Here is a 22,537-nt window from a genome sequence, read left to right on the forward strand (position 1 = left end):
TCATCGTCCCGCTGGATCAGCTATTGGTCAGTTGCAGCAGCTCTCTTTCGAGCAGTGCTTCACTGCCCAGGTTCAGCTCAACCAGTCGGCGCAGGTGGGAGATGCTGTCAATATCCATGCTCTGCGCTTCAAAGCCCAGATACTCCCCTAACTGATGCCGCAGGATTACCGGCATGCGGATAGTAATGTCATTGGTGAGGCGGATAATCAGTTCGGCTGCGTCGCCGATATTCAGCAATGGTGTCAGGATGACTGAGGTCAGCGCACCCTGGAAAGAGATGTCGATCAGCTCCACCGGCCAGCTGCATTCATCGGTATGGACCTCGCAATTCGCATCAAAGGTGATTCGCTGGAAACGGCGCCGCTCTTCTGTCATTCGATTCTCCGGTTCTGTCTGTCAGACTAATGTTTATTCTAGTGTAATTTTTCCCAGGAGTATCTTTTGCCAATGCTCAGACTGAGGAATATAAAAAAAACCGGCGCGAAGCCGGTTTTTTGTTGATGGGCAGGAGATAGCGTTACTTAGCCATCCGCTTGTATTTGATTCGTTCTGGCTGATGATCCTTGCCGTAGCGTCGCTTGTAATCTTCAGCGTATTCGGTGTAGTTGCCTTCAAAGAACTCCACCTTCGAATCGCCTTCATAGGCCAGCATATGGGTACATACGCGGTCGAGGAACCAGCGGTCGTGGGAGATCACTACCGCGCAGCCTGGGAAGGCCAGCAGCGCTTCCTCCAGTGCCCGCAGGGTTTCTACGTCAAGATCGTTGGTCGGCTCATCGAGTAACAGTACATTGCCACCCTCTTTCAGCAGCTTGGCCATATGCAGGCGGTTACGTTCACCACCGGACAGGTCTTTAACAAACTTCTGCTGATCAGCGCCCTTGAAGTTGAAACGTCCGCAGTATGCCCGTGAGGAGGTGGTGTAGTTGCCCACAACAATGTTGTCCTGGCCATCGGAGATCTCTTCCCAGACGGTTTTTTCGCCCGCCAGATCGCGGCTCTGGTCGACGTAGGCCAGTTTTACCGTTTCGCCGATCTCAATCGTACCGGAATCAGGCTGCTCTGCACCGGTGATCATTTTGAACAGGGTTGATTTACCAGCACCGTTACCACCGATAATGCCGACAATGGCTCCCTGAGGAATGCTCAGTGACAGATCTTCAAACAGCACTTTGTCGCCGAAGGACTTGGTAACGTTGTTCAAAACGATCACCTTTTCCCCGAGGCGAGGTCCCGGTGGAATATAGATCTCAGAGGTTTCATTGCGGGTCTGAAATTCCCGGGAGTTCATCTCTTCAAACTGGCGCAGACGGGCTTTGGATTTCGCCTGACGGCCTTTCTGACCCTGACGTACCCACTCCAGCTCGGCATTTACCGCTTTATGGTGAGCGGCTTCCTGCTTGGACTCCATCTCCAGACGCTTCTCTTTCTGTTCCAGCCAGCTGGAGTAGTTGCCTTCGTAGGGGATACCGCGGCCCCGGTCGAGCTCGAGAATCCAGCCAGCGGCATTATCGAGGAAATAACGGTCGTGGGTGATCGCCACAACGGTGCCAGGATATTCCTGCAGGAAGCGCTCAATCCAGGCGATCGATTCAGCATCCAGATGGTTGGTTGGCTCGTCCAGCAACAGCATGTCCGGCTTATCCAGCAGCAGGCGGCAGAGAGCAACCCGGCGACGCTCACCGCCGGACAGATTTTTAACCTCTGCGTCCCAGGGCGGCAGACGCATCGCATCGGCGGCACGCTCCAGCATGATATCCAGGTTATGGCCATCTTTGGCGGCGATCAGATCTTCATAGCGGGCCTGTTGTTTGGCCAGCTCATCAAAATCGGCATCCGGTTCAGCGTAGGCGGCATAAACTGCCTCCAGACCGTCCAGTGCCTCTTTGACATCCGCCACCGCTTCTTCAACCACTTCGCGGACCGTTTTGCTGTCATCCAGCTCCGGTTCCTGAGGCAGATAGCCCACATTAATGCCGGGCATGGGGCGAGCTTCGCCAATATACTCCTGGTCCACGCCTGCCATGATTCTCAGCAGGGATGATTTACCCGAACCGTTCAGACCCAGCACGCCGATTTTGGCGCCGGGGAAGAAGGACAGGGAGATATCTTTTAAAATTTCACGTTTGGGGGGCACAACTTTGCCAACCCGATTCATGCTGTAAACGTACTGAGCCATTACACAACCTGTTAACTGTTATCTCTGAACTGCGCATATCTTAGCGGTACAGAACGTTTATTGCTATTTGATATGCGTCAAAAAAAGCCCTGGAGAATACTCAATCTCATTTCTAAACTTAGAGTGCCGTTAGTAACTGCGTGTTTATCAGCGGTTTTATGGTGCTGATTCCGGGGTTGCTAAACCGCAGCATTAAGGCGTGCGATCACGACCAGTAATTTCTCGGGAGGTGAGCAATATGAGTAATCTGACACGTTTTAATAGTCTGTTTGACGACACATTCTTCAATGACTTCTTTCGTCCGGTTCGCCGTGAGGATGGTGGTGATAAAGTGCCGGCAATAGATGTCCATGATGGCGAAGGACAGTATCTGGTCAGGGTTGATCTGCCGGGCATCAAAAAAGAGGATATCAACGTCAGTCTGGAAAACGGGGTGCTCTCCGTCAGTGCTGAAAGCACCCGCGAGAACACAGAGGAAAAAGATGGCAAGCTGATTCGTCAGGAGCGCCGCTATGGCAGGTTTGTCCGCTCCCTCAGCGTCGGAGCTGATGTCGATCCGGCGGGGATTAAAGCCAGTTTCGAGAATGGAGTGTTGAGTCTGACGCTGCCTAAGGTTCAGGAACAACAACCCGCCTCTGTTTCTATCGCTATTGAATAAACGTTATTCGGTATATCTCAGCACCCGGCGGCGAAAAGCTGCCGGGTTTATTCTCTTTATGAGCGAAATTCTCTGTTAACTGACTCACTTTCAAGTGCGCTTTGTATCTAAATTCGACTATAATATGCGGCTTTTCCAAGGCCCGGAATATCGTTGCTATTTCAAGCACGATGGCGGGGCCTGTGTAAATCTCAACCTTGGGGACCGCTAATGTTTAGCAAAGAGATGACTATCGCTGGTTTTGATCCGGATCTGTATGCAGCGATGCAGGCTGAGGCCAGGCGTCAGGAAGAGCATATCGAACTGATCGCTTCTGAAAACTATACCAGCCCACGGGTAATGGAAGCTCAGGGCTCTGAGCTGACCAATAAATACGCGGAAGGTTACCCTGGTAAGCGCTACTACGGTGGTTGTGAGCATGTTGATGTGGTTGAACAACTGGCGATTGATCGTGCTAAAGAGCTGTTCGATGCGACCTACGCAAACGTTCAGCCGCATTCCGGTTCTCAGGCAAACGCAGCGGTTTATATGGCGCTGTGTCAGCCAGGTGATACGGTTCTGGGGATGAGTCTGGCCCACGGTGGTCACCTGACTCACGGTGCTGCTGTCAGCTTCTCCGGCCGCATCTACAATGCGGTTCAGTACGGTTTGAATGCTGAGACTGGCGAAATCGATTATGACGAAGTTGAGCGTCTGGCACTGGAACATAAACCAAAAATGATCGTAGCGGGCTTCTCAGCCTACTCTCGTGTGGTTGACTGGCAGCGTTTCCGTGATATTGCGGATAAAGTTGGGGCATACCTGTTTGTTGATATGGCACATGTTGCCGGTCTGGTTGCAGCGGGTGTTTACCCGACGCCACTGCCTTTTGCTGATGTTGTGACAACCACCACTCACAAGACCCTGGGTGGTCCACGTGGTGGTCTGATCCTGTCGGCAAATGCCGATGAAGAGCTGCAGAAGAAACTCAATTTTGCCGTGTTCCCTGAGTCTCAGGGCGGCCCGCTGATGCATATCATTGCTGCCAAAGCCGTTTGCTTTAAAGAAGCGATGCAGGATGACTGGAAAGCCTATCAGGCTCAGGTTGTTAAAAATGCTCAGGCGATGGCCAGTGTATTCAAATCGCGTGGTATCAAGATTGTTTCTGATGGTACCGATGATCACCTGTTCCTGGTTGACCTGATCGGTAAAGAGTACACCGGTAAAGATGCAGATGCCGCTCTGGGGCGCGCCAACATTACCGTCAACAAAAACTCTGTACCGAATGATCCCCGTTCACCGTTCGTGACTTCCGGTCTTCGTATCGGTACGCCAGCCATTACCCGTCGTGGTTTTGGTGAAGCCGAAGCGGAGCAACTGACTAACTGGATCTGTGATGTACTGGATAACATCGATAATGAAGACGTTATCAACACAGTGAAACAGAAGGTTCTGGATATCTGTGCACGCTTCCCGGTTTATAAGTAAACCGTTACAATAGAAACGGTTTAAAACCTGTTTCTCTATCGGGGCGCCTTGGGCGCCCCGGTTGTTTATATAAGCGCTTTGAAATCTGTGATGAATGCGTGCTTATATAAACGATTAAACGCTCTTTTCAGGCTGCCAATGCAGCTACGCTCTTTTGAGGATGATATATGTACTGTCCGTTCTGTAATGCCCATGAAACCAAGGTGGTTGATTCACGCCTGGTGGCAGAGGGGCAGCAGGTGCGTCGCCGGCGCGAATGTATCTCCTGTCATGAGCGGTTTACCACCTACGAAGCTGCTGAGCTTCTGATGCCCCGCCTGATTAAAGCGGATGGCACCCGTCAACCTTTCGATGAAGATAAACTCCGTGCCGGTATCCAGCGTGCTGTGGAAAAACGCCCGGTCAGCGTTGAAGATATCGAAGCCTGTATCAGCCGGATCAAACAACACCTGCGGGCCACGGGCGAGCGTGAGCTACCCTCCCGGAGTGTTGGCGAAGAGGTGATGAGTCAGCTGCGCAAGCTTGATCAGGTTGCCTATGTGCGGTTTGCTTCGGTGTATCGCAGCTTCCAGGATATCAACGAGTTTAAAGAGGAGATTGACCGGTTGTCCGAACAGAAAGAGGATGTGCTCAAGGCCGAGTAACCGCGATGACAGACTGGAGTATTGCAGATCACACCTTTATGTCCCGGGCGATACAGATCGCCTGGCAGGGACTCTATACTACCGAACCCAACCCGCGGGTAGGCTGTGTGCTGGCTAAAGATAGCCAGATGATCGCTGAAGGCTATCATCGTAAAGCGGGCGAGGGGCATGCAGAGGTTAATGCCCTGCGTAGTGCGGGTGAACAGGCAAAGGGTTGTACCGCCTATGTTACGCTGGAACCCTGCAGTCATTTTGGTAAAACTCCGCCCTGTGCCGATGCGTTGATCGCGGCAGGTGTGACAGAAGTGGTTGTGGGTATGGTTGATCCTAACCCGCGGGTTTCTGGTAATGGCATCGCTAAACTGCAACAAGCTGGCATATCGGTTCGTGTGGGTCTGATGGAGAGCCAGTGTCGGGCACTGAATCCGGGGTTTATTCAACGGATGGCAACGAAAATGCCATTTGTCCGGCTTAAAATGGCTGCCAGTCTGGATGGTCGTACGGCGATGGCATCCGGCGAGAGCCAATGGATCACCGGCCCACTGGCCCGGCAGGATGTACAACGCTTGCGGGCGCGCAGTTCAGCGGTGATCAGTGGTGTTAGTTCAGTCATCAGTGATGATGCGTCGCTCAATATTCGTGCCGCCGAGCTGGGGCTGGATAATGCTGAAGAGGTCTGTGCCCGCCAACCGTTGCGGGTGATACTGGATAGTACCGGCCGGATACCTGAACGGGCTAAGATGTTCGGTCTGCCAGGGCACACCCTGATTGTCAGTTGCGTTGATGCCCCCGCTTTTATCGCCGATATCGACTCGGCCGAGTGGCTCATACTGCCGGGAGAGCAAGGCCGTATCGATCTGCATCAGTTGCTGCAGGAGCTGGCGCGCAGAGAGTGCAACGAAGTACTGGTGGAAGCCGGCGCTACCCTTGCGGGGGCCTTTATTGAGGCGGGGCTGGTGGATGAGCTGGTACTTTATCAGGCGATGAAACTGCTGGGCAGCAGTGCCCTGCCAATGTTTCAGCTGCCGCTGGATAAAATGAGTCAGCAGAAAACGCTGACTCTTGTCGACAGCCGGATGCTTGGGGATGATCTGCGTCTGACGCTGGTCCCCGGGCTGGAGAAATAACGATGTTTACCGGAATAATTGAAGCGGTGGGGGTGATCGCCGCGGCCGAAGAGGTGCAGGGCGATCTGCGTCTGTATATCCGCACCGGTGATCTGGATCTGTCGGATGTAAAGCTGGGAGACAGTATTGCCGTAAACGGGGTCTGTCTGACCGCCGTGGCGCTGCCGGGAGATGGCTTCTGGGCGGATGTTTCCAGAGAAACGCTGGTGCATACCCGGTTTCCTGATCTTTCTCCGGGTGAACGGGTAAATCTGGAAAAAGCGATGCAACCGACCACCCGTTTTGGCGGTCATATTGTCACTGGTCATGTGGATGGGCTGGGCGAAGTGGTATCGATAGAAGCTGATGCCCGCTCGATCCGTTATAAGATCAGCGCGCCGAAAGCGATTGCCCGCTATATAGCCGCTAAAGGTTCGATTACCGTAGATGGCGTCAGTCTTACGGCGAACGCGGTAGAGGGGCATATTTTTGATCTGAATATTGTGCCTCATACGGCGCAGGAAACTATAATAGCCAGCTATCAGTCTGGTCGGAAGGTGCATCTGGAAGTTGATATTATTGCCCGCTATATGGAGCGGCTGATCAACTATACCGATGACAGCGATACTAATTTAACGGAAACCGCCGGTGGGGTGAGTATGGCTACCCTCGCTCAGGCGGGTTTCCTGAACCGCCGCTAGCGCGGCCACAGAGGCTTTAGGTTAATGGAACTGAATACCCCCCAGGAACTGATCGATGATATCCGTCAGGGCAAAATGGTTATCCTGATGGATGACGAAGACCGGGAAAATGAAGGCGATCTGGTGATCGCTGCGGAGATGGTGCGTGCTGATGATATCAATTTTATGGCCACCCATGCCCGTGGACTGATCTGTCTGACGCTGACCCGTGACCGCTGCCAGCAGTTGAAGCTGCCGTTGATGGTGCAGAGTAATGGCGCGCAGTTTTCTACTAACTTTACCCTGTCGATCGAAGCCGCTGAAGGTGTGACTACCGGTATCTCTGCTGCAGACCGTGCCCATACGGTGCGGACGGCAGTCCGCGCAGACGCCAAGCCAGAGGATATTGTCCAGCCGGGCCATATCTTCCCGCTGATGGCGCAGCCTGGTGGTGTGCTGAGTCGTGCCGGTCATACGGAAGCGGGTTGTGATCTGGCCCGCCTGGCGGGGATGACGCCAGCAGCGGCGATTGTCGAAATTATGAATGATGATGGCACCATGGCGCGCCGTCCTGATCTGGAAGAGTTTGCCCAGAAGCATAACCTCAAGATCGGTACCATCGCCGATCTGATCCATTACCGCACCACCAACGAACATACGGTGATGCGTGAAAGTGAAGGGGTGTTGCCAACCGAGTTTGGTGATTTCAACTTCGTCACCTATCTGGATGAGATTCAGGGGTGTACCCATATGGCACTGACGCTGGGGGAGATCACTCCTGAAGAGCCAACCCCGGTACGGGTTCATCTGCGTACTGAGGTGCTGCGGGATGTTGTTGGTGCGGCCCAGGGAGAAGAGCTGAAGTGGACGATGCGCCGGGCTCTGAAAAAAATCTCTGATGAAGGTAAAGGTGTGGTATTGCTGCTGGATACCGGTGTCCGGGTTGATCTGGGCGACGCTCTGAATCAGATGCTCAACACTGAGAAGAAGATCCGTCAGCACAATATCAGTGCTTCAGGTTCCTATCTGACGGTAGGCACCGGCTCTCAGATCCTGCGGGATCTGGGTGTAGGTAAGATGCGGGTGCTGAGTTCACCTATGAAATTTAATGCAATCTCCGGTTTTGATCTGGAGATTGTCGATTACATTGCATGCGAAGAGTAAAGAATATGTCAGTTCAGTATATTGAAGGTGATTTCCTCAGCGGAAATGGTCAGTACGCAATCGTTGTGGGGCGTTTTAACAGTTTTGTTGTCGAAAGCCTGCTGGAAGGCGCGATTGATACCCTGAAACGCCATGGTATCGCCGCAGAGAAGATCCGTGTGGTGCGGGTGCCCGGTGCGTTTGAGATTCCGTTAGCGGTGCAGAAGATCGCCGCACAGAAAAAAGATGATGCCATTATTGCGCTGGGCGCGGTGATTCGTGGCGGTACGCCGCACTTCGAATACGTCTCTGGTGAGAGCTCTAAAGGTGTGGCTCAGGTCTCTCTGGAGTACGGTATCCCAGTGGCTAATGGTATTCTGACAGTTAATTCCATTGAGCAGGCGATTGAGCGTTCCGGCACTAAAGCAGGTAATAAAGGTGCAGAAGCTGCACTGTCTGCGCTGGAAATGGTTAGTCTGCTGCGTCAGCTTGAGGTTTAAGATGAGCGACACTCCTGCACCTAAAAAGCAGAAAAAACCCTCTCTCACAGAGATGCGTCGGGCGGCCCGCAGTTTTGCCCTGCAGGCGCTCTATCAGTGGGAGATGTCCGGGAATGCGGTGGCTGATATTGAACTGCAGTTCCGTATGGATAACGATATGTCAGGTACTGATCTGAGCCTCTTCAATGAGCTGTTGCATGGCGTACCTGCCAATGTCGCGGAACTGGATCGCGCTTATGAGCCCTTCCTGGACCGTGCGCTGGATGATCTCGATCCGATAGAGCGGGCGGTGCTGCGGATCGGTAGTTTTGAGCTGATCAATCGCATTGTCGTGCCCTATAAAGTGGTGATTAATGAAAGCGTTGATCTGGCAAAAATCTTCGGTGCGACCGAGAGTCATAAGTATGTGAATGGCATACTCGACAAGCTGGCTGCCCGGGTGCGTATGACCGAGATAAACGCTAATCGTGGTAAATAAGTCGCTGTGATGACCGGCGAGTTTGAGCTGATCCGGGACTATTTTGCCGATATTGGTGGCGATCTTTCCGGGTCTGTGCAGCTCTCAGTGGGGGATGACTGTGCGGTCATCACGCCGCCCGCTCACCAGGATCTGGTGGTCTCTATCGACACCATGGTCGAGGGGGTTCACTTTCCGTTTGGCACTTCCGGAGACAGAGTCGCTTCGCGGCTGCTGGGCGCTGCACTCAGTGATCTGGCAGCAATGGCGGCCAGCCCGGCTTTTTTCACCCTGGCACTGACGTTGCCTGATACCGATCCGGTCTGGCTGAAGGCCTTCAGTACCCGTCTGGCCGAGCTGGCGCGCCAATATGGTGTGCAACTGGTAGGGGGAGATACCACCCGCGGACCGCTTACCCTGAGTGTGCAGGTACACGGATGGACGCCGGCTGGCAAAGCATTGCTGCGCAGTGGTGCCCGTCCCGGTGACCGGATCTTTGTCACCGGCACACTGGGAGACTCCCGTGGTGGGCTGGAGACTCTGCTGAACAACATCCATGGTGAACAGGTGCCCTACCTGCAGCACCGTTTTTTCTGCCCCGAGCCCCGACTGGATACGGCGTTGCTGATTGCTCCCTTTGCCACGGCGGCAATCGATATTTCGGATGGTCTTCTGGCAGACCTGAATCATATTCTTGAAGCCAGCCAGGTGGGGGCAATGCTCAACCCGGGTGAACTGCCAATCTCTCATGAGCTGCATCACTGGGTGGGAGAAGCGCAGTCACGGCAGTGGGCGCTGAGTGGTGGAGAAGATTTTGAACTCTGTTTTACTGCGCCGGCTTTGGTGGAGCCAAAGCTGGCCTGGGCGCTGCGTGATCACAACGTTGCTGTAACCTGTATTGGACAGATCTCTGAGACGCGTGGGATCGTTCTGGCGGAGGATGGTCAGGTCCTGCCTGTGACGCCTCAGGGTTATAATCATTTTTCTGGAACAGGTAATTTACGATGAATCAGGCTCCTGCATCCGTGTGGCGAAATCCGATCCACTTTCTGGCGTTCGGGCTTGGCAGTGGCGCTTCTCCCTGGGCGCCGGGTACGGCGGGAACACTGGCCGCTATCCCTCTGTTTTTGCTGATTCAGCCGCTCTCTCTGGTCTGGTATGGGGTGTTTTTGCTGGTCACCTTTCTGGTGGGGATCTACCTCTGTGGTCAAACTTCAAAAGATATGGGGGTGCATGATCATGGGGGGATAGTCTGGGATGAATTTGTAGGCTACTGGATAACGATGCTGGCAGCCCCCCCCGGGTGGCTCTGGATTGTTATCGGGTTTGTTCTGTTCAGACTGTTCGATATTATTAAACCCTGGCCGATCAGCTGGGCAGATAAGAAGGTCGCCGGCGGACTGGGTATCATGCTTGATGATGTGCTGGCGGGGTTGATGGCGCTGATCTGTCTGCAACTGTTAACCCGGTTGTTGTAGCCTTTATTCTGCACCACCATCAGATTCACCACTCTTCTGCTCTATCTCCGTGCTTTCAGCTTGATTTCACAGATCGCTGATATTCTTGTCTGACAGTCTGGGATAACTATTCCAGCGTGTTACGGGTATATTTATACTAGTGGGACTGTTTTGAGATGTCGGCTACCGCTGACAAACAGAGGCTGTTGCACAGAGCAGAGGAGTAATAATGAAAGCAATGATGATAAAGATAGCATTTTTACTCCTTCTGGCGTCACCGGTAGCGCACAGTGAGTGGGTTGGGGTGAAAACCCTGGATGCTGAAGCCTGCCGGGTGTTGGTGCAGGCGGGTGAGATTCTCTCAATGAGCGATCTGATGCGGTTGGTCAGTACGCTGTCGGAAGGCAAAATTATTGATACCCACCTGTTGCAGAAAGAACAGCTCTATATTTATGAGATGGAGATAGCCGCTCCCGATGGCATGGTGTCTATGCTCTATGTCGATGCCCGCAACGGCGATGTGGTTGATCCGGTAGCGCTACAGCGTAAAGAGTAGGAGATCGGGACAGATGCGTATTCTGTTAGTGGAAGATGATGCTGCCCTGGGGCCTGAGCTGAAGGCTTCGCTGGCGAAGCATGGCTATGCGGTGGATCTGGCGGTTAATGGTATTGATGGCGAAACGCTCGGCAGGGAGGATATCTATGACCTGGTGGTGCTGGATCTGGGGCTGCCCGACCGGTCGGGGCTGGATGTGCTACGCCACTGGCGGGCACAGAAGAATAATATCCCGGTTCTGGTGCTGACCGCCCGTAGTGCCTGGCAGGAGCGGGTCGATGGTTTTGATGCGGGGGCGGATGACTATCTGCCTAAACCGTTTCATACCGAGGAGCTGCTGGCGCGGATGACTGCACTGTTGCGGCGGGCGAACCAACAGATTACTTCACAACTGCAAACCTCAGGGCTGACTCTGGACGAGAATACCCAGTCGGTTATCCGTGAGGGCACAGAAGTTGCCCTGACCGGAACCGAATACCGCCTGCTGCGGTATATGATGCACAACCCCGGACGGGTCTTGTCGAAGCTGCAGCTGGTGGAGCATATGTACGATGATTGTGCTGAGAACGACAGTAATGTGGTGGAAGCGTATATCAAGATGCTGCGGAAAAAGATTGGCCACGAGATGATCTCCACCAAGCGGGGTCAGGGGTATGTATTCGGAGCCAGCCGTTGAGGTCGATTCAATCCAGACTCAATGTTAATTTTATTGTCGTCACGCTGATTCTGTTCAGCCTGTTCTGGGTGGGGCAAAGCTGGTTTCTGCGACAGATGGCATATGACTTTGTCGCCGCCCGCCTTACCAGCGATGCCTACTCTGTTCTGCGGGCGGTTGAGATGGATATCGGTTCCGGCTGGCGTATCAATGTCGATAACACCTCTTCAGTGTATCAGCAGCCGATGTCAGGTCACTATTACCAGGTCGCGGTGGATGGTAAGTGGTTTTTCTCCCGCTCACTGTGGGATGGACAGATACCTGCTGCAGCGGGACAGGATATTGGTCAGGAGAATATCCGCCTGATTCAGCAGGATGATAAGCCGACGCTGGTGTACTCAAAAACCTTCATGAAACAGGGGCGTGAGATCCAGGTCGTTCTGGCTGAGGATATCAGTCGCATTGATAAATCACTGACTCAGCTGGGCTGGTTGCTGGCTGGGCTGGGGGTGATTGGTCTGATCATTCTGCTGGCACTGCAGATCTTTATTATCCGCCGGGGGCTCAGTTCACTAACCGAGGTTAAACAGGATATATCCCGGTTGAAAGCGGGGGATATCCGCCAGCTGTCGCCTACCAATACCCGTGAAATTGAACCACTGGTAACTGAGATTAACTATCTGGTGCAGAATATGGAGCTGCGTTTGCAGCGTTCCCGCAATGCGGTCGGTAATCTGGCCCATGCCGCAAAAACACCACTCACGGTGATTGATCGTCATATTGATACCCTGCTTGAGCAGGGGGTAACTCAGGGACAGGGGATTAAGGAACAGTCCCAGCGGCTGCGGCAGATGATCGACCGGGAACTGACCCGGGCCCGGATTGCCGGAGCCGCCCTGCCGGGACAGCGGATCTATGTGGGCGAAGAGCTGGAAAAGCTGATTCGCACCCTCAAAGCGATCTACCGGGAGAAGGCGTTGGTGTTCAACCTGGATATCAGCGCTAAAAGTTATTTTCCCGGTGAGCGGGATGATCTGGTGGAGTTGCTGGGCAATCTGCTGGATAACGCCAGTAAATGGGCGCAGAGTCAGATCTGTATCACAGCGCATATGGATGAGCACTGTCTTGAACTGACCATTGAGGATGATGGCCCGGGGGTTCCTGAAGAGGCCCGGGAACGCTTGATGAACCGCGGTGAGCGGCTTGATGAGTCAACCAGTGGTCATGGCCTGGGGATGAGCATTATCAATGAGATAGTGCGTCAGTATCAGGGGCGGATAATACTCGAATCATCCGCACAGTTGGGTGGGCTGAAGGTGATGGTTATGTTGCCCCGCCGTGCTGATCTCGAGCTGGCAGCGCAAAATTAATGCAGCCTAACCTTTAATATTCTGATAATGACCCCATTACAGGGGTATGTGAAAGGCGCTATCACTGCTAGAATAACCGCCTTATTTTTCGAAGGAATCCCTTAGTGTCCGTAAAGTACGCCGCATCATCCAAGTTGCCGACCCCATGGGGGGTCTTTACCATGGTTGGGTTTGAAGACCTGGCATCCGGAAAAGAGCATGTGGCGCTGACCTATGGGGATCTGAATACGGATACACCGGTACTGGCGCGTATCCACTCTGAATGTCTCACCGGTGACGCTCTGTTTTCGCTACGTTGCGACTGTGGTTTCCAGCTGCAGGAAGCACTGAAACGGATCAGTGAAGAGGGCTGCGGAGTACTGCTGTATCTGCGCCAGGAAGGGCGGGGTATCGGCCTGCTGAACAAGATCCGGGCCTACCACCTTCAGGATGGTGGGGCTGACACTGTTGAGGCCAACGAGAAACTGGGCTTTGCTGCAGATATGCGGGATTACAGTATGTGTCAGGTGATGCTTGAGCATCTCGGTGTGACCAGCGTCAACCTGATGACGAATAATCCGCGTAAGGTTAAGGCGCTGGAACAGTATGGCCTCAATGTTGCCGCCCGGGTGCCTCTGCAGGTGGGCAAAAACCGCCACAATGAGCAGTATCTTGCGACCAAGATGGGCAAGCTCGGTCACCTGATGAGTGAACATCATTTTCAGGATGATGAAGAGGAATGAACTTTAAAAAAACCGGCTTACCAGGCCGGTTTTTTTATACCTGGATGTTACAGGCAGCCCTGGATTGACTGGATAATCCCCTGGCTGTCCAGCCCGCACTCCGCCAGTTGTTCTGCCCGGGTTGCATGTTCAATCCAGCGATCAGGAATCCCCAGACAGAGTAAATCGTTATGGTATTGCTGTGTATGCAGGTGCTCACTAACCTCAGCCCCAGCGCCACCTTTGACAGCATGGTCCTCAAGGGTCACCAGCAACGGATGATTTGTGACCAACTGATCGATCAGCGAGTGATCGAGGGGTTTAACAAATCGCATATCCACCAGAGTCAGATTCAGCTGTTCAGCGGCCACCCTGGCTTCATTGAGAAGCGGGCCGAAGTTTAACAGTGCAGCACGCTCGCCCTGTCGTATCACTCTGGCCTGGCCGGGAGGGATGATCTGTGGCGTTGTGGTCGCAACGCCGGGACCTGTTCCGCGGGGGTAGCGTACGGCTGCAGGGCCCTGATATTCATAACCGGTTTGTAACAGGTTGCACAGTTCCTGCTCGTCAGCAGGGGCCATGATCATCAGTCCGGGAAGGCAGCGCAGATAGCTGATATCAAAGCAGCCCGAGTGGGTCGCGCCATCCTCACCCACCAGACCGGCCCGGTCGAGCGCGAACAGAATATCCAGATTCTGGATAGCGACATCGTGAATCAGCTGGTCATAACCACGTTGTAAAAAGGTGGAATAGATAGCAACCACCGGTTTCATCTGGCGGCAGGCCATACCGGCCGCCAGGGTGACTGCATGCTGCTCTGCAATAGCGACATCAAAGAAACGTTCGCTGAAACGCTGCGAAAACTGCACCAGATCAGAGCCTTCACACATTGCGGGGGTGATAGCCACTGTACGGGAATCGTGCTCCGCCAGGTCGCAGATCCAGCGGCCAAATATGTTGGCATAGCTGGATTGTCTTGGTTTTGGCGGGGTAGGTGGGTTGATAGGTTCAATTTTCGTGATCGCGTGATAACCCACCGGATCTTTCTCTGCCGGAGCAAAGCCCTTGCCTTTGAGGGTGGTAATATGCAGAAACTGTGGCCCTTTGCTGTTCAGCGACCGCTGCAGGGCAGGCAATAACTGATTGAAGTCGTGGCCATCAACCGGGCCGTTATAATGAAAGTCCAGGGCTTCAAACAGTGCCGCTGTGGTGGCCCCCATCTTATCTTTGAGGTTTCTCGCCAGATAGGTGGCCAGTCCGCCCTCGTTGCGGGAGATCGACATATCGTTATCGTTCAGAATCACCAGCAGGTTGGCATGGGTATGGGCGGCATGATTCAGCGCTTCAAATGCCATCCCTGCTGTCATCGCACCATCACCGATAACCGCTACGGTTTTATGTTTCAGTCCCTGCAAACGGTCCGCCAGCGCCATGCCTAGGGCGGCACTGATCGAGGTGCTCGAATGTCCGGTACCGAAATCATCATATGGACTTTCGCTGATGCGGGGAAAGGGAGCCAGGCCATCTTTTTGCCGGATACTCAGCAGTTCCTGGCGGCGACCGGTGAGAATTTTATGGGGATAACTCTGATGGCCTACATCCCAGATCAGATGGTCATCCGGTGTCCGGAGCAGATAGTGCAGGGCGATGGTCAGTTCAATCACACCAAGACCGGCACCAAAATGTCCACCGGTCTGGCCAACCGTGTAGAGCAGAAATGCGCGCAACTGTTCAGCCAGCTGAGGCAACTGCTCTACCGTTAGCTGTCGCAGATCCGCCGGAATACTGATCTGATCCAGCAGCGGTGTGTGCGGCCGGGATTCCGGGATAGCATAAAACATAGTCATCAATACTGGCGCTCAACAATGTAGTCAGCCAGCCAGTGAAGCGGCGCAGCTGCATCTTTAAAATAGTCGATACTGGCATGGGCCTGTTGATTCAGCTGAACCAACTTTTGCTTTGCGCCTGCCATTCCCAGCAGCGCCGGATAGGTGGATTTCTCCAGTAACAGGTCGGAGCCCTGCGGTTTACCCAGGGTTTCAGTATTACTCTCAATATCCAGAATATCGTCTTTTACCTGAAAGGCCAGACCGATAGCACGGGAGTAAGCGTTCAGCGCCTGCAGATCGGTGGCGCTCGCACGGTTGCTCGACAGGGCACCCAGCTCAACACTGGCACTGATCAGGGCGCCGGTTTTATGCTGATGCATCAGTTCAAGCTGTTCCACCGTGATTTGCTGGCCTTCATTGCAGAGGTCGATAGATTGCCCCCCCACCATGCCCCGATAACCACTGTTACGAGCCAGTATGCCGACCATCTTCAGACTGATCTCTGTCGGCAGGGTTGTGTCTGCCGCCAGTAGCTCAAAGGCCAGCGCTTGCAGACCATCGCCCGCGAGAATTGCAGTGGCCTCGTCAAAGGCGATGTGGCAGGTAGGTTTGCCCCGGCGCAGCTCATCGTCATCCATTGCCGGAAGATCATCATGCACCAGCGAATAACTGTGAATACATTCAATCGCGCAGGCCGCGGCATCCGCTTGCCCGAGCTGCCCCCCCAGCAACTGGTTGGCCATATAGACAAGCACAGGGCGAACCCGTTTGCCGCCGTTGAGGAGGGAGTAATGCATCGCCTGGCGAACCCGGTCGGCATCACAGGTATGGCTGAGAACTGTCTTGAGCTGTTGTTCGACCCGGTGCTGATATTGCTGCAACAGCGGTTTAGCGTCCATCAGATCACTCCTCTGGGAGGTCAAAGGGAACCTCTTTTAACTCCCCATTTTGCTCAATCAGCATCTGCACTTTTTGTTCGGCATCGGCGAGAATAGACTGGCATTCACGGGTTAAGCGGACCCCTTGTTCGAAGGTCTGCAGTGACTGTTCCAGAGACAGTTCGCCCTGCTCCAGCTGGTTAACCATGGTTTCCAGTTGTGACAGAGAGGTTTCAAAATCAGGTGTTTTTTTCTTTGCGCACATAGAGCATACCGTCGGTGTTGGAACCGTTTAAAAGGCGACAAATTACCGGACAGGCCGGTCAGGGTCAATCAGACCCATAAATTGTACTCTAAACAGAGGGATATAGGGGGAACCCGGTCAAAATTTTGGTATCATCACGTTAAAGTTTCACCGCTATGCGGGCGATAACGTATGACTGTTCAGACCGTTCAGAGAGCTGAAGCAGTCAGAGACACGAAGGGGATTTGTGTGGATTTAGCAACACTTGTTGGATTGATTGGTTCATTAGGCATCGTTATCGCCGCAATGGTGCTCGGTGGTGATCCCGGTGTGTTTGTCAACGTACCGTCAATGCTGATCGTTATTGGCGGTATGCTGCTGGTGGTGTTGATGAAATTTACGCTGGGACAGTTTCTCAGCGTTGGTAAAGTCGCCGCCAAAGCATTTCTGTTCAAATCGGTCAGTCCGGAAGAGATTATCACTGAAACGGTGGAGCTGGCTGATGCTGCCCGAAAAGGGGGGCTGCTCTCACTTGAAGATAAAGAGGTCAGCAGTGATTTTATGCAGCGGGGCATCCAGTTGTTGGTGGATGGTCATGATCCAGAGGTTGTCAAAACGCTGCTGAATAAAGAGATGAAGCTGACAACGGATCGCCACCAGACCAGTATCACCATTTTCCAGGCAATGGGGGATGTGGCTCCGGCGATGGGGATGATCGGAACACTGGTGGGTCTGGTGCAGATGCTGTCAAATATGTCTGATCCAAAATCGATTGGGCCAGCGATGGCTGTCGCGCTGCTGACCACTCTGTATGGTGCAATGGTGGCAACCATGATCGCCCTGCCAATTGCCGATAAACTCTCTATCCGCAAAGAGGAGGAAAGCCTCAATCAGGCGCTTATTATCGATGGTTTGTTAGCCATTCAGGCGGGTCAGAACCCCCGGGTGATTGAACAGATGTTACGCAACTATCTGCCTGAATCGAAACGTGCAGTCGCTGCAGAAGAGGCTTAAAGGGACATACTAAGATGAGTGATGAAGAACTCGAGTGTCCCCCCTGTCCCGCAGGTCTTCCCGGATGGCTGGCAACCTTCGCCGACCTGATGTCGCTGCTGATGTGCTTTTTCGTACTGCTGCTGTCATTTTCGGAGATGGATGTACTGAAGTTTAAGCAGCTGGCGGGGTCGATGCGCGAGGCGTTTGGGGTGCAAAATCAGATTAAGGTTCAGGATATTCCCAAGGGAACCAGTATTATTGCACAGGAGTTCAGCCCCGGCCGGCCGGAGCCTACACCCCTGAATGAAGTCAGGCAGATGACTCTCAATAATGACCTGCAGACCCTGGACGTCAGAACCCAGGAGGGGGAATCTGATATCAGTGATAAGCTGGAAGGGGAAACGGCGGACAAGTTGCAACAGATGCTGCAGCAGATGGAGGCTCAGGCTGAGGCTGCAGCGAAGAAAGAGGCGGTTGAGTTTGCAGCGGCTTTGCGGCAGGAGATAGGTCAGGGAAGTGTTGAGGTCGATACCGATGGCCGCAAGATTGTCATTCGTGTTAAGGAGAAAGGCTCGTTTGATTCCGGTTCTGCTGAATTAAAGTTCGCTTATATACCTGTCATAGCCAAGATCCGTGATGTTTTGCTGAATGTCGGAGGTAAAGTGGCTATCGAGGGGCATACCGATAATATTCCCGTGTCTGGCGGGCAGTATGAGTCTAACTGGGGGCTGTCTACCGCCCGGGCTCTGGCGGTTGGCCATGAGCTGTTTGCCGATCCGCGTATCGATCAGTCCCGCTTTACCATTATCGGCTATGCCGATACTAAGCCTCTGGCACCAAACAATACCGCAGAAAACCGTAGTATGAACCGTCGGGTAGAGATTATTATTCAGAAAGGGGATGACCCTGAAGCACTGAAAAAACTTAAAGCGCAGGGGGCGAATGATAAAGAGTTCGGCCCGTTAGAACCTCAGGAAGTGTTCTGAAGCGGTTGTAGATCTGAAGTTCTTCAGACAATAAAAAACCCGGAAAATCCGGGTTTTTTAATCTGAGCTCTATTATTTAGAGTTATCCAGCATGTACTGGATAGCACCTTTCAGTTCGCTTTCGGTGCAATCCATGCAGGTGCCTTTGGGTGGCATTGCATTCAGGCCATTAGTTGCACTGACCAGCAGAGCATCGATACCTTTTGCAGCGCGAGGGCCCCACTGTTCAGCATTACCAAATATTGGTGCTCCTGCTGCGCCAGTCATATGGCAGGCCATACACTTAGTGTTATACAGAGTGGCACCATCGCGTTCAGCCATGGCAGCTACAGGGGTCATCAGCATGGCAGTGACTGCCAGAATCATCGTTTTTTTCATCTCATCTCACCTTTTTAGTATCCGTTTATCGCTGCCGTATCACCGGCCCCGGAATTTTTAGTCATCGCAGTGTATGCATATGGCTACTTACTGTAAATACCTCAAAAGGTCTTAATCGAAGCTGAATCGTGAAAAAATGATGCAGAGCAAAAACGGCTCTCAGGCACGCAGGCTCATGGCGTAGGTTGCCTGGTTGTGCTGGTTTGAGGCTCTCAGCTGTTGCTGTTTACGCTGTTCAATATAGTCTGCGTAGAGCGACATCGCCTGTTCGGCAGGGAGGTCGATAAGATGGATGATCTGTTCGGCGCTGTGGCCATCCCGCATCAGTTGTCCGATCTGATGCTCAATTGAGTTTGTCTTCATTGTTTTAAACCTTTCTTTTATTTAGCCGATATAGTTTCTTAGAAAAGTATGACAAAACAGTTTCAAAGGTTAAATTTCCTATTTATTACAGGGTTTTTGTTGTCGGACAGGGGCGGAATAGTATATGTTCTGTTTTATACTCAAAATGAGAGATCTGTTTGATTAAGCCGCTGAATGGGTGAAATGCACAAGTAAAACGGACTTTACATAAAATTATAACAAGGGGGGGACAATGGATAAGGATACTGCTCACAGGGCTGGCTCTGAAGACGCTAAAAAATCTATTTTTGGAGGGGGTATGCCAACTAGCCTGCGTGCCAGTTATGATGCCGATGAACTGGCTCAGAAGCTGGGCTTTGTTTCTTTTTCAACCGATTTTCTGATTCGCTGTTACCGGGTATTTGATGGTGATATCAAGTCGGCCATCATTTTTAATGTAATATCGCTCTGGGCGCTGCGTCAGCGCGAAGATGCGCAGGACCGTCAGGATGTGGCAGGTTTCTCCTGCAACAATCATTCAATCAGTATCGCTACCGGAATCCCTTACGAGACCGTTCGCCGCAAGGTTAAAGCGATGGTTGAAAATGGCTGGTTAGAGTTTAGTGACTCTTCACATGTGGTCTTAAACTCTGATAAGTGGCGCGAGGTGTTGAGTGAAGTGATCGACCCTGAACGCTGTGTTGTGGGTTATGTCCGTAGTACCGATGTTGCACCCACATTTGGACGTAGCGAGCGCCGCGGAAGCCCTGCTGATCGTCGCAGCTGACACTGAATCATCCGCATAAACAGGGGTCGCAATAGCGGCCCCTTTCTGTTTTTGTTATTTAGTTCATAGCGAATGCAGAAATAGATTGCCGGTGACGTTGTTTTTCTGTCAAATGCGCTTTTCTAAGTAGTGTGACGAATGGGAAGCACGCCAATGTCATCCAGCGAGTTATTTGACCGCATCGCTCATGAGATTTACCAGCAGGGTTATTGTGTTATCCGCCAGGCGTTGCCTGAAAAACTGGGTATGGCGCTGGCTCGGGAGGTCAGGACTCTGCCTGATGATCGTTTCAGCCGGGCCGGGATTGGTCGTCAGGCCGATTATCAGAATGTAGAAGCGATCCGGCGTGATGAGATCTGCTGGATCGATAACTCGACGCCTGCCGGGCAGGAATGGCTGCTATGGACAGATGGTCTGAAGCAGGCGCTGAACCGGCGCTTGTTCCTGGGGTTGTTTTCCTTTGAGAGCCATTACGCTCATTACCGCGAGGGTGATTTTTATAAAGTCCACCTCGATGCCTTCAGGGGGCAGCAGAACCGGGTGCTGACGGTGGTGACTTATCTCAATCCGGACTGGACAGATAATGATGGTGGTGAGTTACTTATTTATCCGGAAAAAAGCGGCGTCCCTCTGCTTACTGTGCAGCCAGAGTTTGGCACGTTGGTTGTATTCCTGAGTGAGGAGTTCCCCCATGAGGTGTTACCGGCCAGAGCTGACCGTTATAGTATTGCTGGCTGGTATCGCATCAACACATCTGACCGCAACCGGGTCGACCCTGAACTGTGATGCCCTCCGCGGCTTTGGCTGAGTGGAAGCTCAGGAGGCGATGCGGGAAGCTATTGTCGAGACATCAACATGGAAAACACATCGGGTGTATCGCTCCGGGCGATCTGTCATAGGGCTTGTGGGGCTATGAGCGTGAATACCAGCGACAGCGGTATTCGGATTATCCGGTCTCAGTGATAACATAGTCTCCCCTATCATTTCGGAATAAGGACTACCGGTGCCCCTCTCTGATAATGCGACCTCATCCCCCCGCCTTTTTATATATCTGCTGAGCGGTTATATCCTGGTGCATCTGCTGATTCGTCTGGCGATGGGGGGAACGCTGGAGCTGGATGAGGCTGAGCAACTGATTCTCGGTCAGCAGTTAGAGCTGGGCTATAACACGCAGCCCCCTCTTTATAGCTGGTTACAGTGGTTTTTCTTCCAGTTGTTTGGCACTGGGGTGCTGGCGCTGGCGCTGCTGAAATCGCTGCTACTTTTTTGTATCTATCTGTTTAGCTGGCTGACGGCGGGCAAGCTTATCGGGAATCAGCGTATCGCGTTGCTGGCGGCTTTCTCGTTGTTCCTGATTCCCAGTATCGCCTGGGAATCGGTCAGAGACCTGACCCATACCGTGCTGGCGACGGCGATAGCGGCGGCTACCTTCTATACCGCTATCCATATCTATCAGAAGCGTTCCCTCTTAGCCTATGTATTACTGGGTGTATTGCTGGCCAGCGGGATGCTGGCTAAGTACAGTTTTGGACTGTTTGCCCTGAGTCTGCTGCTGGCGGCGTTGTCGATACGGGAGTATCGCCGTCTGATTATGGACTGGCGTATCTTGGTTGCTGCGGTTATTGCTCTGCTACTGTTTTTGCCCCATCTGTTGTGGGCGATGGATCATCTGGATGAGATCAGGGGGTTCATCAGCAATCAGGTGGGTGAGGGCAATGGGGGAGGCTATCTCTCCGGGGTTATCAGCGGTGTCTCCAGCCTGGCGAAGAATATCACTGAGTTCCTGATTCTGGTATGGCTGGTACTGACGTTGTTGTGTCCTTCACTATATCGTCCGCTACCGGGCAGTGATCTGAATATTCACCGGCAGCTCGCGGGCCGCTTTCTGATGGTGGCGCTATCGGTGTGTCTGGTGCTGATTCTGTTGTTTGGCATTACCCAGTTTCAGAGCCGCTGGTTTCAGCCCCTGTTGATTATCTTTCCTCTATATCTGCTTAGCAGGGCGGAAGCGGCAGGATTGTCTTTCCGGCGTGAGAGACTGCTGCGTTGGGTGATTATATTTTTTGCGCTCATCGTGATGGTTCTGAGATTCAGCCAGTTCTGGCTGGCTCCTTATGTGAAAAGCAATGCTAACCGGATGCAGTACCCTTCAGCGGCCCTTGCCGGGCAGCTAGAGCAGGAAGGCTTTAGCGGCGGTACGGTTATTGGTGATAGTAATCTGACGGCTGCTAATATTGGCCTCTATTTTGAGGGCGCGCGGCTGTTGAGTCCGAGAACTGAGTTTTTCATCGCGGACCAGCACGGCGTCGGAGGGCAATGTCTGATCGCCTGGAAAGCCACTCGCCAGGACGCTATGCCGGCCGGCCTGGCACACTATCTTGATGCCCTGGGGATTGTTGTCAGCGATGCTGAGCAGCGCTATATCAGCGCCCCCTATCAGTATTCTGACCGCGGCGAGTTTCGCCTCGGTTTTGTACTACTCAGTTCGGCTTCGCTCTGCAATACCCCGGCAAACTGATAAAT

Annotated in this window: 26 protein-coding genes; 19 read left to right on the forward strand and 7 right to left on the reverse strand. The window is 53.0% G+C overall.

All coding sequences use genetic code 11. The features are described 5' to 3' along the window. Positions 1 to 16: 16 nt before the first annotated feature. Both OCU43_RS01630 and ettA read right to left on the reverse strand, forming a co-directional pair. On the reverse strand, positions 17 to 376 hold the full coding sequence (locus OCU43_RS01630; protein ID WP_091354950.1) for a PilZ domain-containing protein: 360 nt from the start codon (positions 374 to 376) through the stop codon (positions 17 to 19). Positions 377 to 518: 142 nt separating this feature from the next. Then, entirely contained in the window at positions 519 to 2,180 is a 1,662-nt protein-coding gene (gene ettA / locus OCU43_RS01635; protein WP_091354952.1) for an energy-dependent translational throttle protein EttA, read from the reverse strand. 238 nt (positions 2,181 to 2,418) lie between these two features. On the opposite strand from ettA, the gene OCU43_RS01640 reads away from it, so the two are divergent. The 14 genes from OCU43_RS01640 (at position 2,419) to ribA (ending at position 13,595) form a co-directional block, all read left to right on the forward strand. Further along, entirely contained in the window at positions 2,419 to 2,838 is a 420-nt protein-coding gene (locus OCU43_RS01640) for an Hsp20/alpha crystallin family protein (RefSeq protein WP_091354954.1), read from the forward strand. 210 nt (positions 2,839 to 3,048) lie between these two features. Then, on the forward strand, positions 3,049 to 4,305 hold the full coding sequence (glyA, locus tag OCU43_RS01645; protein WP_091354957.1) for a serine hydroxymethyltransferase: 1,257 nt from the start codon (positions 3,049 to 3,051) through the stop codon (positions 4,303 to 4,305). 167 nt (positions 4,306 to 4,472) lie between these two features. Continuing rightward, on the forward strand, positions 4,473 to 4,949 hold the full coding sequence (gene nrdR / locus OCU43_RS01650; protein ID WP_091354959.1) for a transcriptional regulator NrdR: 477 nt from the start codon (positions 4,473 to 4,475) through the stop codon (positions 4,947 to 4,949). 5 nt (positions 4,950 to 4,954) lie between these two features. Further along, positions 4,955 to 6,076, forward strand: a complete 1,122-nt coding sequence (ribD, locus tag OCU43_RS01655) for a bifunctional diaminohydroxyphosphoribosylaminopyrimidine deaminase/5-amino-6-(5-phosphoribosylamino)uracil reductase RibD (RefSeq protein ID WP_091354961.1) — start codon at positions 4,955 to 4,957, stop codon at positions 6,074 to 6,076. Between the two features lie 2 nt (positions 6,077 to 6,078). Then, complete coding sequence (locus OCU43_RS01660) at positions 6,079 to 6,756, forward strand: riboflavin synthase (RefSeq protein ID WP_091354964.1); 678 nt, start codon at positions 6,079 to 6,081, stop codon at positions 6,754 to 6,756. A gap of 24 nt (positions 6,757 to 6,780) precedes the next feature. Beyond that, positions 6,781 to 7,899, forward strand: coding sequence for a bifunctional 3,4-dihydroxy-2-butanone-4-phosphate synthase/GTP cyclohydrolase II (gene ribBA, locus OCU43_RS01665; RefSeq protein WP_091354966.1), 1,119 nt, complete (start codon positions 6,781 to 6,783; stop codon positions 7,897 to 7,899). A 5-nt stretch (positions 7,900 to 7,904) separates the two neighbouring features. After that, positions 7,905 to 8,378: a 6,7-dimethyl-8-ribityllumazine synthase gene (gene ribH, locus OCU43_RS01670; RefSeq protein ID WP_091354969.1), complete on the forward strand. Its 474-nt coding sequence runs from the start codon at positions 7,905 to 7,907 to the stop codon at positions 8,376 to 8,378. A gap of 1 nt (position 8,379) precedes the next feature. Next, positions 8,380 to 8,856 carry a transcription antitermination factor NusB gene (nusB, locus tag OCU43_RS01675; protein ID WP_091354971.1) on the forward strand — a complete coding sequence of 159 codons (477 nt, stop codon included), beginning with the start codon at positions 8,380 to 8,382 and terminating at the stop codon, positions 8,854 to 8,856. Positions 8,857 to 8,865: 9 nt separating this feature from the next. Beyond that, positions 8,866 to 9,843, forward strand: a complete 978-nt coding sequence (gene thiL / locus OCU43_RS01680; protein ID WP_091354974.1) for a thiamine-phosphate kinase — start codon at positions 8,866 to 8,868, stop codon at positions 9,841 to 9,843. After that, positions 9,840 to 10,313 carry a phosphatidylglycerophosphatase A family protein gene (locus tag OCU43_RS01685; RefSeq protein ID WP_091354976.1) on the forward strand — a complete coding sequence of 158 codons (474 nt, stop codon included), beginning with the start codon at positions 9,840 to 9,842 and terminating at the stop codon, positions 10,311 to 10,313. Before thiL ends, OCU43_RS01685 begins: the two co-directional genes overlap by 4 nt. Before the next feature lie 208 nt (positions 10,314 to 10,521). After that, on the forward strand, positions 10,522 to 10,848 hold the full coding sequence (locus tag OCU43_RS01690; RefSeq protein ID WP_091354978.1) for a PepSY domain-containing protein: 327 nt from the start codon (positions 10,522 to 10,524) through the stop codon (positions 10,846 to 10,848). A gap of 13 nt (positions 10,849 to 10,861) precedes the next feature. Next, positions 10,862 to 11,524 carry a response regulator transcription factor gene (locus tag OCU43_RS01695; RefSeq protein ID WP_091354982.1) on the forward strand — a complete coding sequence of 221 codons (663 nt, stop codon included), beginning with the start codon at positions 10,862 to 10,864 and terminating at the stop codon, positions 11,522 to 11,524. Beyond that, the gene (locus OCU43_RS01700; protein WP_245756506.1) at positions 11,521 to 12,873 is read left to right on the forward strand and encodes an ATP-binding protein; all 1,353 of its coding nucleotides are present in this window, start codon (positions 11,521 to 11,523) and stop codon (positions 12,871 to 12,873) included. The genes OCU43_RS01695 and OCU43_RS01700 overlap by 4 nt, the downstream gene beginning before the upstream one ends. A 104-nt stretch (positions 12,874 to 12,977) precedes the next feature. After that, positions 12,978 to 13,595, forward strand: coding sequence for a GTP cyclohydrolase II (gene ribA, locus OCU43_RS01705; RefSeq protein WP_091354984.1), 618 nt, complete (start codon positions 12,978 to 12,980; stop codon positions 13,593 to 13,595). A 47-nt stretch (positions 13,596 to 13,642) separates the two neighbouring features. Here the strand turns inward: ribA and dxs are convergent, their stop codons facing one another. Genes dxs through OCU43_RS01720 form a run of 3 tightly spaced genes read right to left on the reverse strand, consistent with a single transcriptional unit; the run spans position 13,643 to position 16,546 of the window. Continuing rightward, positions 13,643 to 15,415, reverse strand: a complete 1,773-nt coding sequence (gene dxs / locus OCU43_RS01710; protein ID WP_091355266.1) for a 1-deoxy-D-xylulose-5-phosphate synthase — start codon at positions 15,413 to 15,415, stop codon at positions 13,643 to 13,645. A 5-nt stretch (positions 15,416 to 15,420) separates the two neighbouring features. Next, the gene (locus OCU43_RS01715) at positions 15,421 to 16,302 is read right to left on the reverse strand and encodes a polyprenyl synthetase family protein (RefSeq protein WP_091354986.1); all 882 of its coding nucleotides are present in this window, start codon (positions 16,300 to 16,302) and stop codon (positions 15,421 to 15,423) included. Positions 16,303 to 16,306: 4 nt separating this feature from the next. Next, complete coding sequence (locus OCU43_RS01720; RefSeq protein WP_091354988.1) at positions 16,307 to 16,546, reverse strand: exodeoxyribonuclease VII small subunit; 240 nt, start codon at positions 16,544 to 16,546, stop codon at positions 16,307 to 16,309. A gap of 228 nt (positions 16,547 to 16,774) precedes the next feature. Here OCU43_RS01720 and pomA point away from each other — a divergent pair, with 228 nt between their 5' ends. Continuing rightward, complete coding sequence (gene pomA / locus OCU43_RS01725) at positions 16,775 to 17,539, forward strand: flagellar motor protein PomA (RefSeq protein WP_091354990.1); 765 nt, start codon at positions 16,775 to 16,777, stop codon at positions 17,537 to 17,539. A gap of 14 nt (positions 17,540 to 17,553) precedes the next feature. Further along, positions 17,554 to 18,507, forward strand: a complete 954-nt coding sequence (locus tag OCU43_RS01730) for a flagellar motor protein MotB (RefSeq protein ID WP_091354993.1) — start codon at positions 17,554 to 17,556, stop codon at positions 18,505 to 18,507. 72 nt (positions 18,508 to 18,579) lie between these two features. Here OCU43_RS01730 and OCU43_RS01735 read toward each other — a convergent pair whose 3' ends face one another. Then, positions 18,580 to 18,885 (reverse strand): c-type cytochrome, encoded by a 306-nt coding sequence (locus tag OCU43_RS01735; protein WP_091354995.1) that lies wholly within the window; start codon positions 18,883 to 18,885, stop codon positions 18,580 to 18,582. Positions 18,886 to 19,044: 159 nt separating this feature from the next. After that, on the reverse strand, positions 19,045 to 19,248 hold the full coding sequence (locus tag OCU43_RS01740) for a hypothetical protein (RefSeq protein ID WP_091354998.1): 204 nt from the start codon (positions 19,246 to 19,248) through the stop codon (positions 19,045 to 19,047). A gap of 298 nt (positions 19,249 to 19,546) precedes the next feature. Here OCU43_RS01740 and OCU43_RS01745 point away from each other — a divergent pair, with 298 nt between their 5' ends. The 3 genes from OCU43_RS01745 (at position 19,547) to OCU43_RS01755 (ending at position 22,532) form a co-directional block, all read left to right on the forward strand. After that, positions 19,547 to 20,014, forward strand: a complete 468-nt coding sequence (locus tag OCU43_RS01745; RefSeq protein ID WP_139203136.1) for a hypothetical protein — start codon at positions 19,547 to 19,549, stop codon at positions 20,012 to 20,014. A 138-nt stretch (positions 20,015 to 20,152) separates the two neighbouring features. Continuing rightward, entirely contained in the window at positions 20,153 to 20,800 is a 648-nt protein-coding gene (locus OCU43_RS01750; RefSeq protein WP_245756507.1) for a 2OG-Fe(II) oxygenase, read from the forward strand. Positions 20,801 to 21,017: 217 nt separating this feature from the next. Next, the gene (locus OCU43_RS01755) at positions 21,018 to 22,532 is read left to right on the forward strand and encodes an ArnT family glycosyltransferase (protein ID WP_091355005.1); all 1,515 of its coding nucleotides are present in this window, start codon (positions 21,018 to 21,020) and stop codon (positions 22,530 to 22,532) included. Positions 22,533 to 22,537 lie beyond the last annotated feature (5 nt).

It is taken from the genome of Amphritea atlantica, from assembly GCF_024347255.1.
Classification (GTDB): Bacteria; Pseudomonadota; Gammaproteobacteria; order Pseudomonadales; family Balneatricaceae; genus Amphritea; species Amphritea atlantica.

Bases quoted from the DNA above. Each gene is read 5' to 3' on its own strand.
- ettA (WP_091354952.1), bottom strand. From the start codon at position 2,180: ATGGCTCAGTACGTTTACAGCATGAATCGGGTTGGCAAAGTTGTGCCC.
- ribH (WP_091354969.1), top strand. From the start codon at position 7,905: ATGTCAGTTCAGTATATTGAAGGTGATTTCCTCAGCGGAAATGGTCAG.
- OCU43_RS01720 (WP_091354988.1), bottom strand. From the start codon at position 16,546: ATGTGCGCAAAGAAAAAAACACCTGATTTTGAAACCTCTCTGTCACAA.
- OCU43_RS01745 (WP_139203136.1), top strand. From the start codon at position 19,547: ATGCCAACTAGCCTGCGTGCCAGTTATGATGCCGATGAACTGGCTCAG.
- OCU43_RS01735 (WP_091354995.1), bottom strand. From the start codon at position 18,885: ATGAAAAAAACGATGATTCTGGCAGTCACTGCCATGCTGATGACCCCT.
- ribBA (WP_091354966.1), top strand. From the start codon at position 6,781: ATGGAACTGAATACCCCCCAGGAACTGATCGATGATATCCGTCAGGGC.
- OCU43_RS01695 (WP_091354982.1), top strand. From the start codon at position 10,862: ATGCGTATTCTGTTAGTGGAAGATGATGCTGCCCTGGGGCCTGAGCTG.
- dxs (WP_091355266.1), bottom strand. From the start codon at position 15,415: ATGTTTTATGCTATCCCGGAATCCCGGCCGCACACACCGCTGCTGGAT.
- glyA (WP_091354957.1), top strand. From the start codon at position 3,049: ATGTTTAGCAAAGAGATGACTATCGCTGGTTTTGATCCGGATCTGTAT.
- ribD (WP_091354961.1), top strand. From the start codon at position 4,955: ATGACAGACTGGAGTATTGCAGATCACACCTTTATGTCCCGGGCGATA.
- OCU43_RS01750 (WP_245756507.1), top strand. From the start codon at position 20,153: ATGGGAAGCACGCCAATGTCATCCAGCGAGTTATTTGACCGCATCGCT.
- nusB (WP_091354971.1), top strand. From the start codon at position 8,380: ATGAGCGACACTCCTGCACCTAAAAAGCAGAAAAAACCCTCTCTCACA.
- OCU43_RS01685 (WP_091354976.1), top strand. From the start codon at position 9,840: ATGAATCAGGCTCCTGCATCCGTGTGGCGAAATCCGATCCACTTTCTG.
- OCU43_RS01640 (WP_091354954.1), top strand. From the start codon at position 2,419: ATGAGTAATCTGACACGTTTTAATAGTCTGTTTGACGACACATTCTTC.
- OCU43_RS01740 (WP_091354998.1), bottom strand. From the start codon at position 19,248: ATGAAGACAAACTCAATTGAGCATCAGATCGGACAACTGATGCGGGAT.
- OCU43_RS01715 (WP_091354986.1), bottom strand. From the start codon at position 16,302: ATGGACGCTAAACCGCTGTTGCAGCAATATCAGCACCGGGTCGAACAA.
- OCU43_RS01660 (WP_091354964.1), top strand. From the start codon at position 6,079: ATGTTTACCGGAATAATTGAAGCGGTGGGGGTGATCGCCGCGGCCGAA.
- OCU43_RS01690 (WP_091354978.1), top strand. From the start codon at position 10,522: ATGAAAGCAATGATGATAAAGATAGCATTTTTACTCCTTCTGGCGTCA.
- OCU43_RS01730 (WP_091354993.1), top strand. From the start codon at position 17,554: ATGAGTGATGAAGAACTCGAGTGTCCCCCCTGTCCCGCAGGTCTTCCC.
- OCU43_RS01630 (WP_091354950.1), bottom strand. From the start codon at position 376: ATGACAGAAGAGCGGCGCCGTTTCCAGCGAATCACCTTTGATGCGAAT.
- thiL (WP_091354974.1), top strand. From the start codon at position 8,866: ATGACCGGCGAGTTTGAGCTGATCCGGGACTATTTTGCCGATATTGGT.
- nrdR (WP_091354959.1), top strand. From the start codon at position 4,473: ATGTACTGTCCGTTCTGTAATGCCCATGAAACCAAGGTGGTTGATTCA.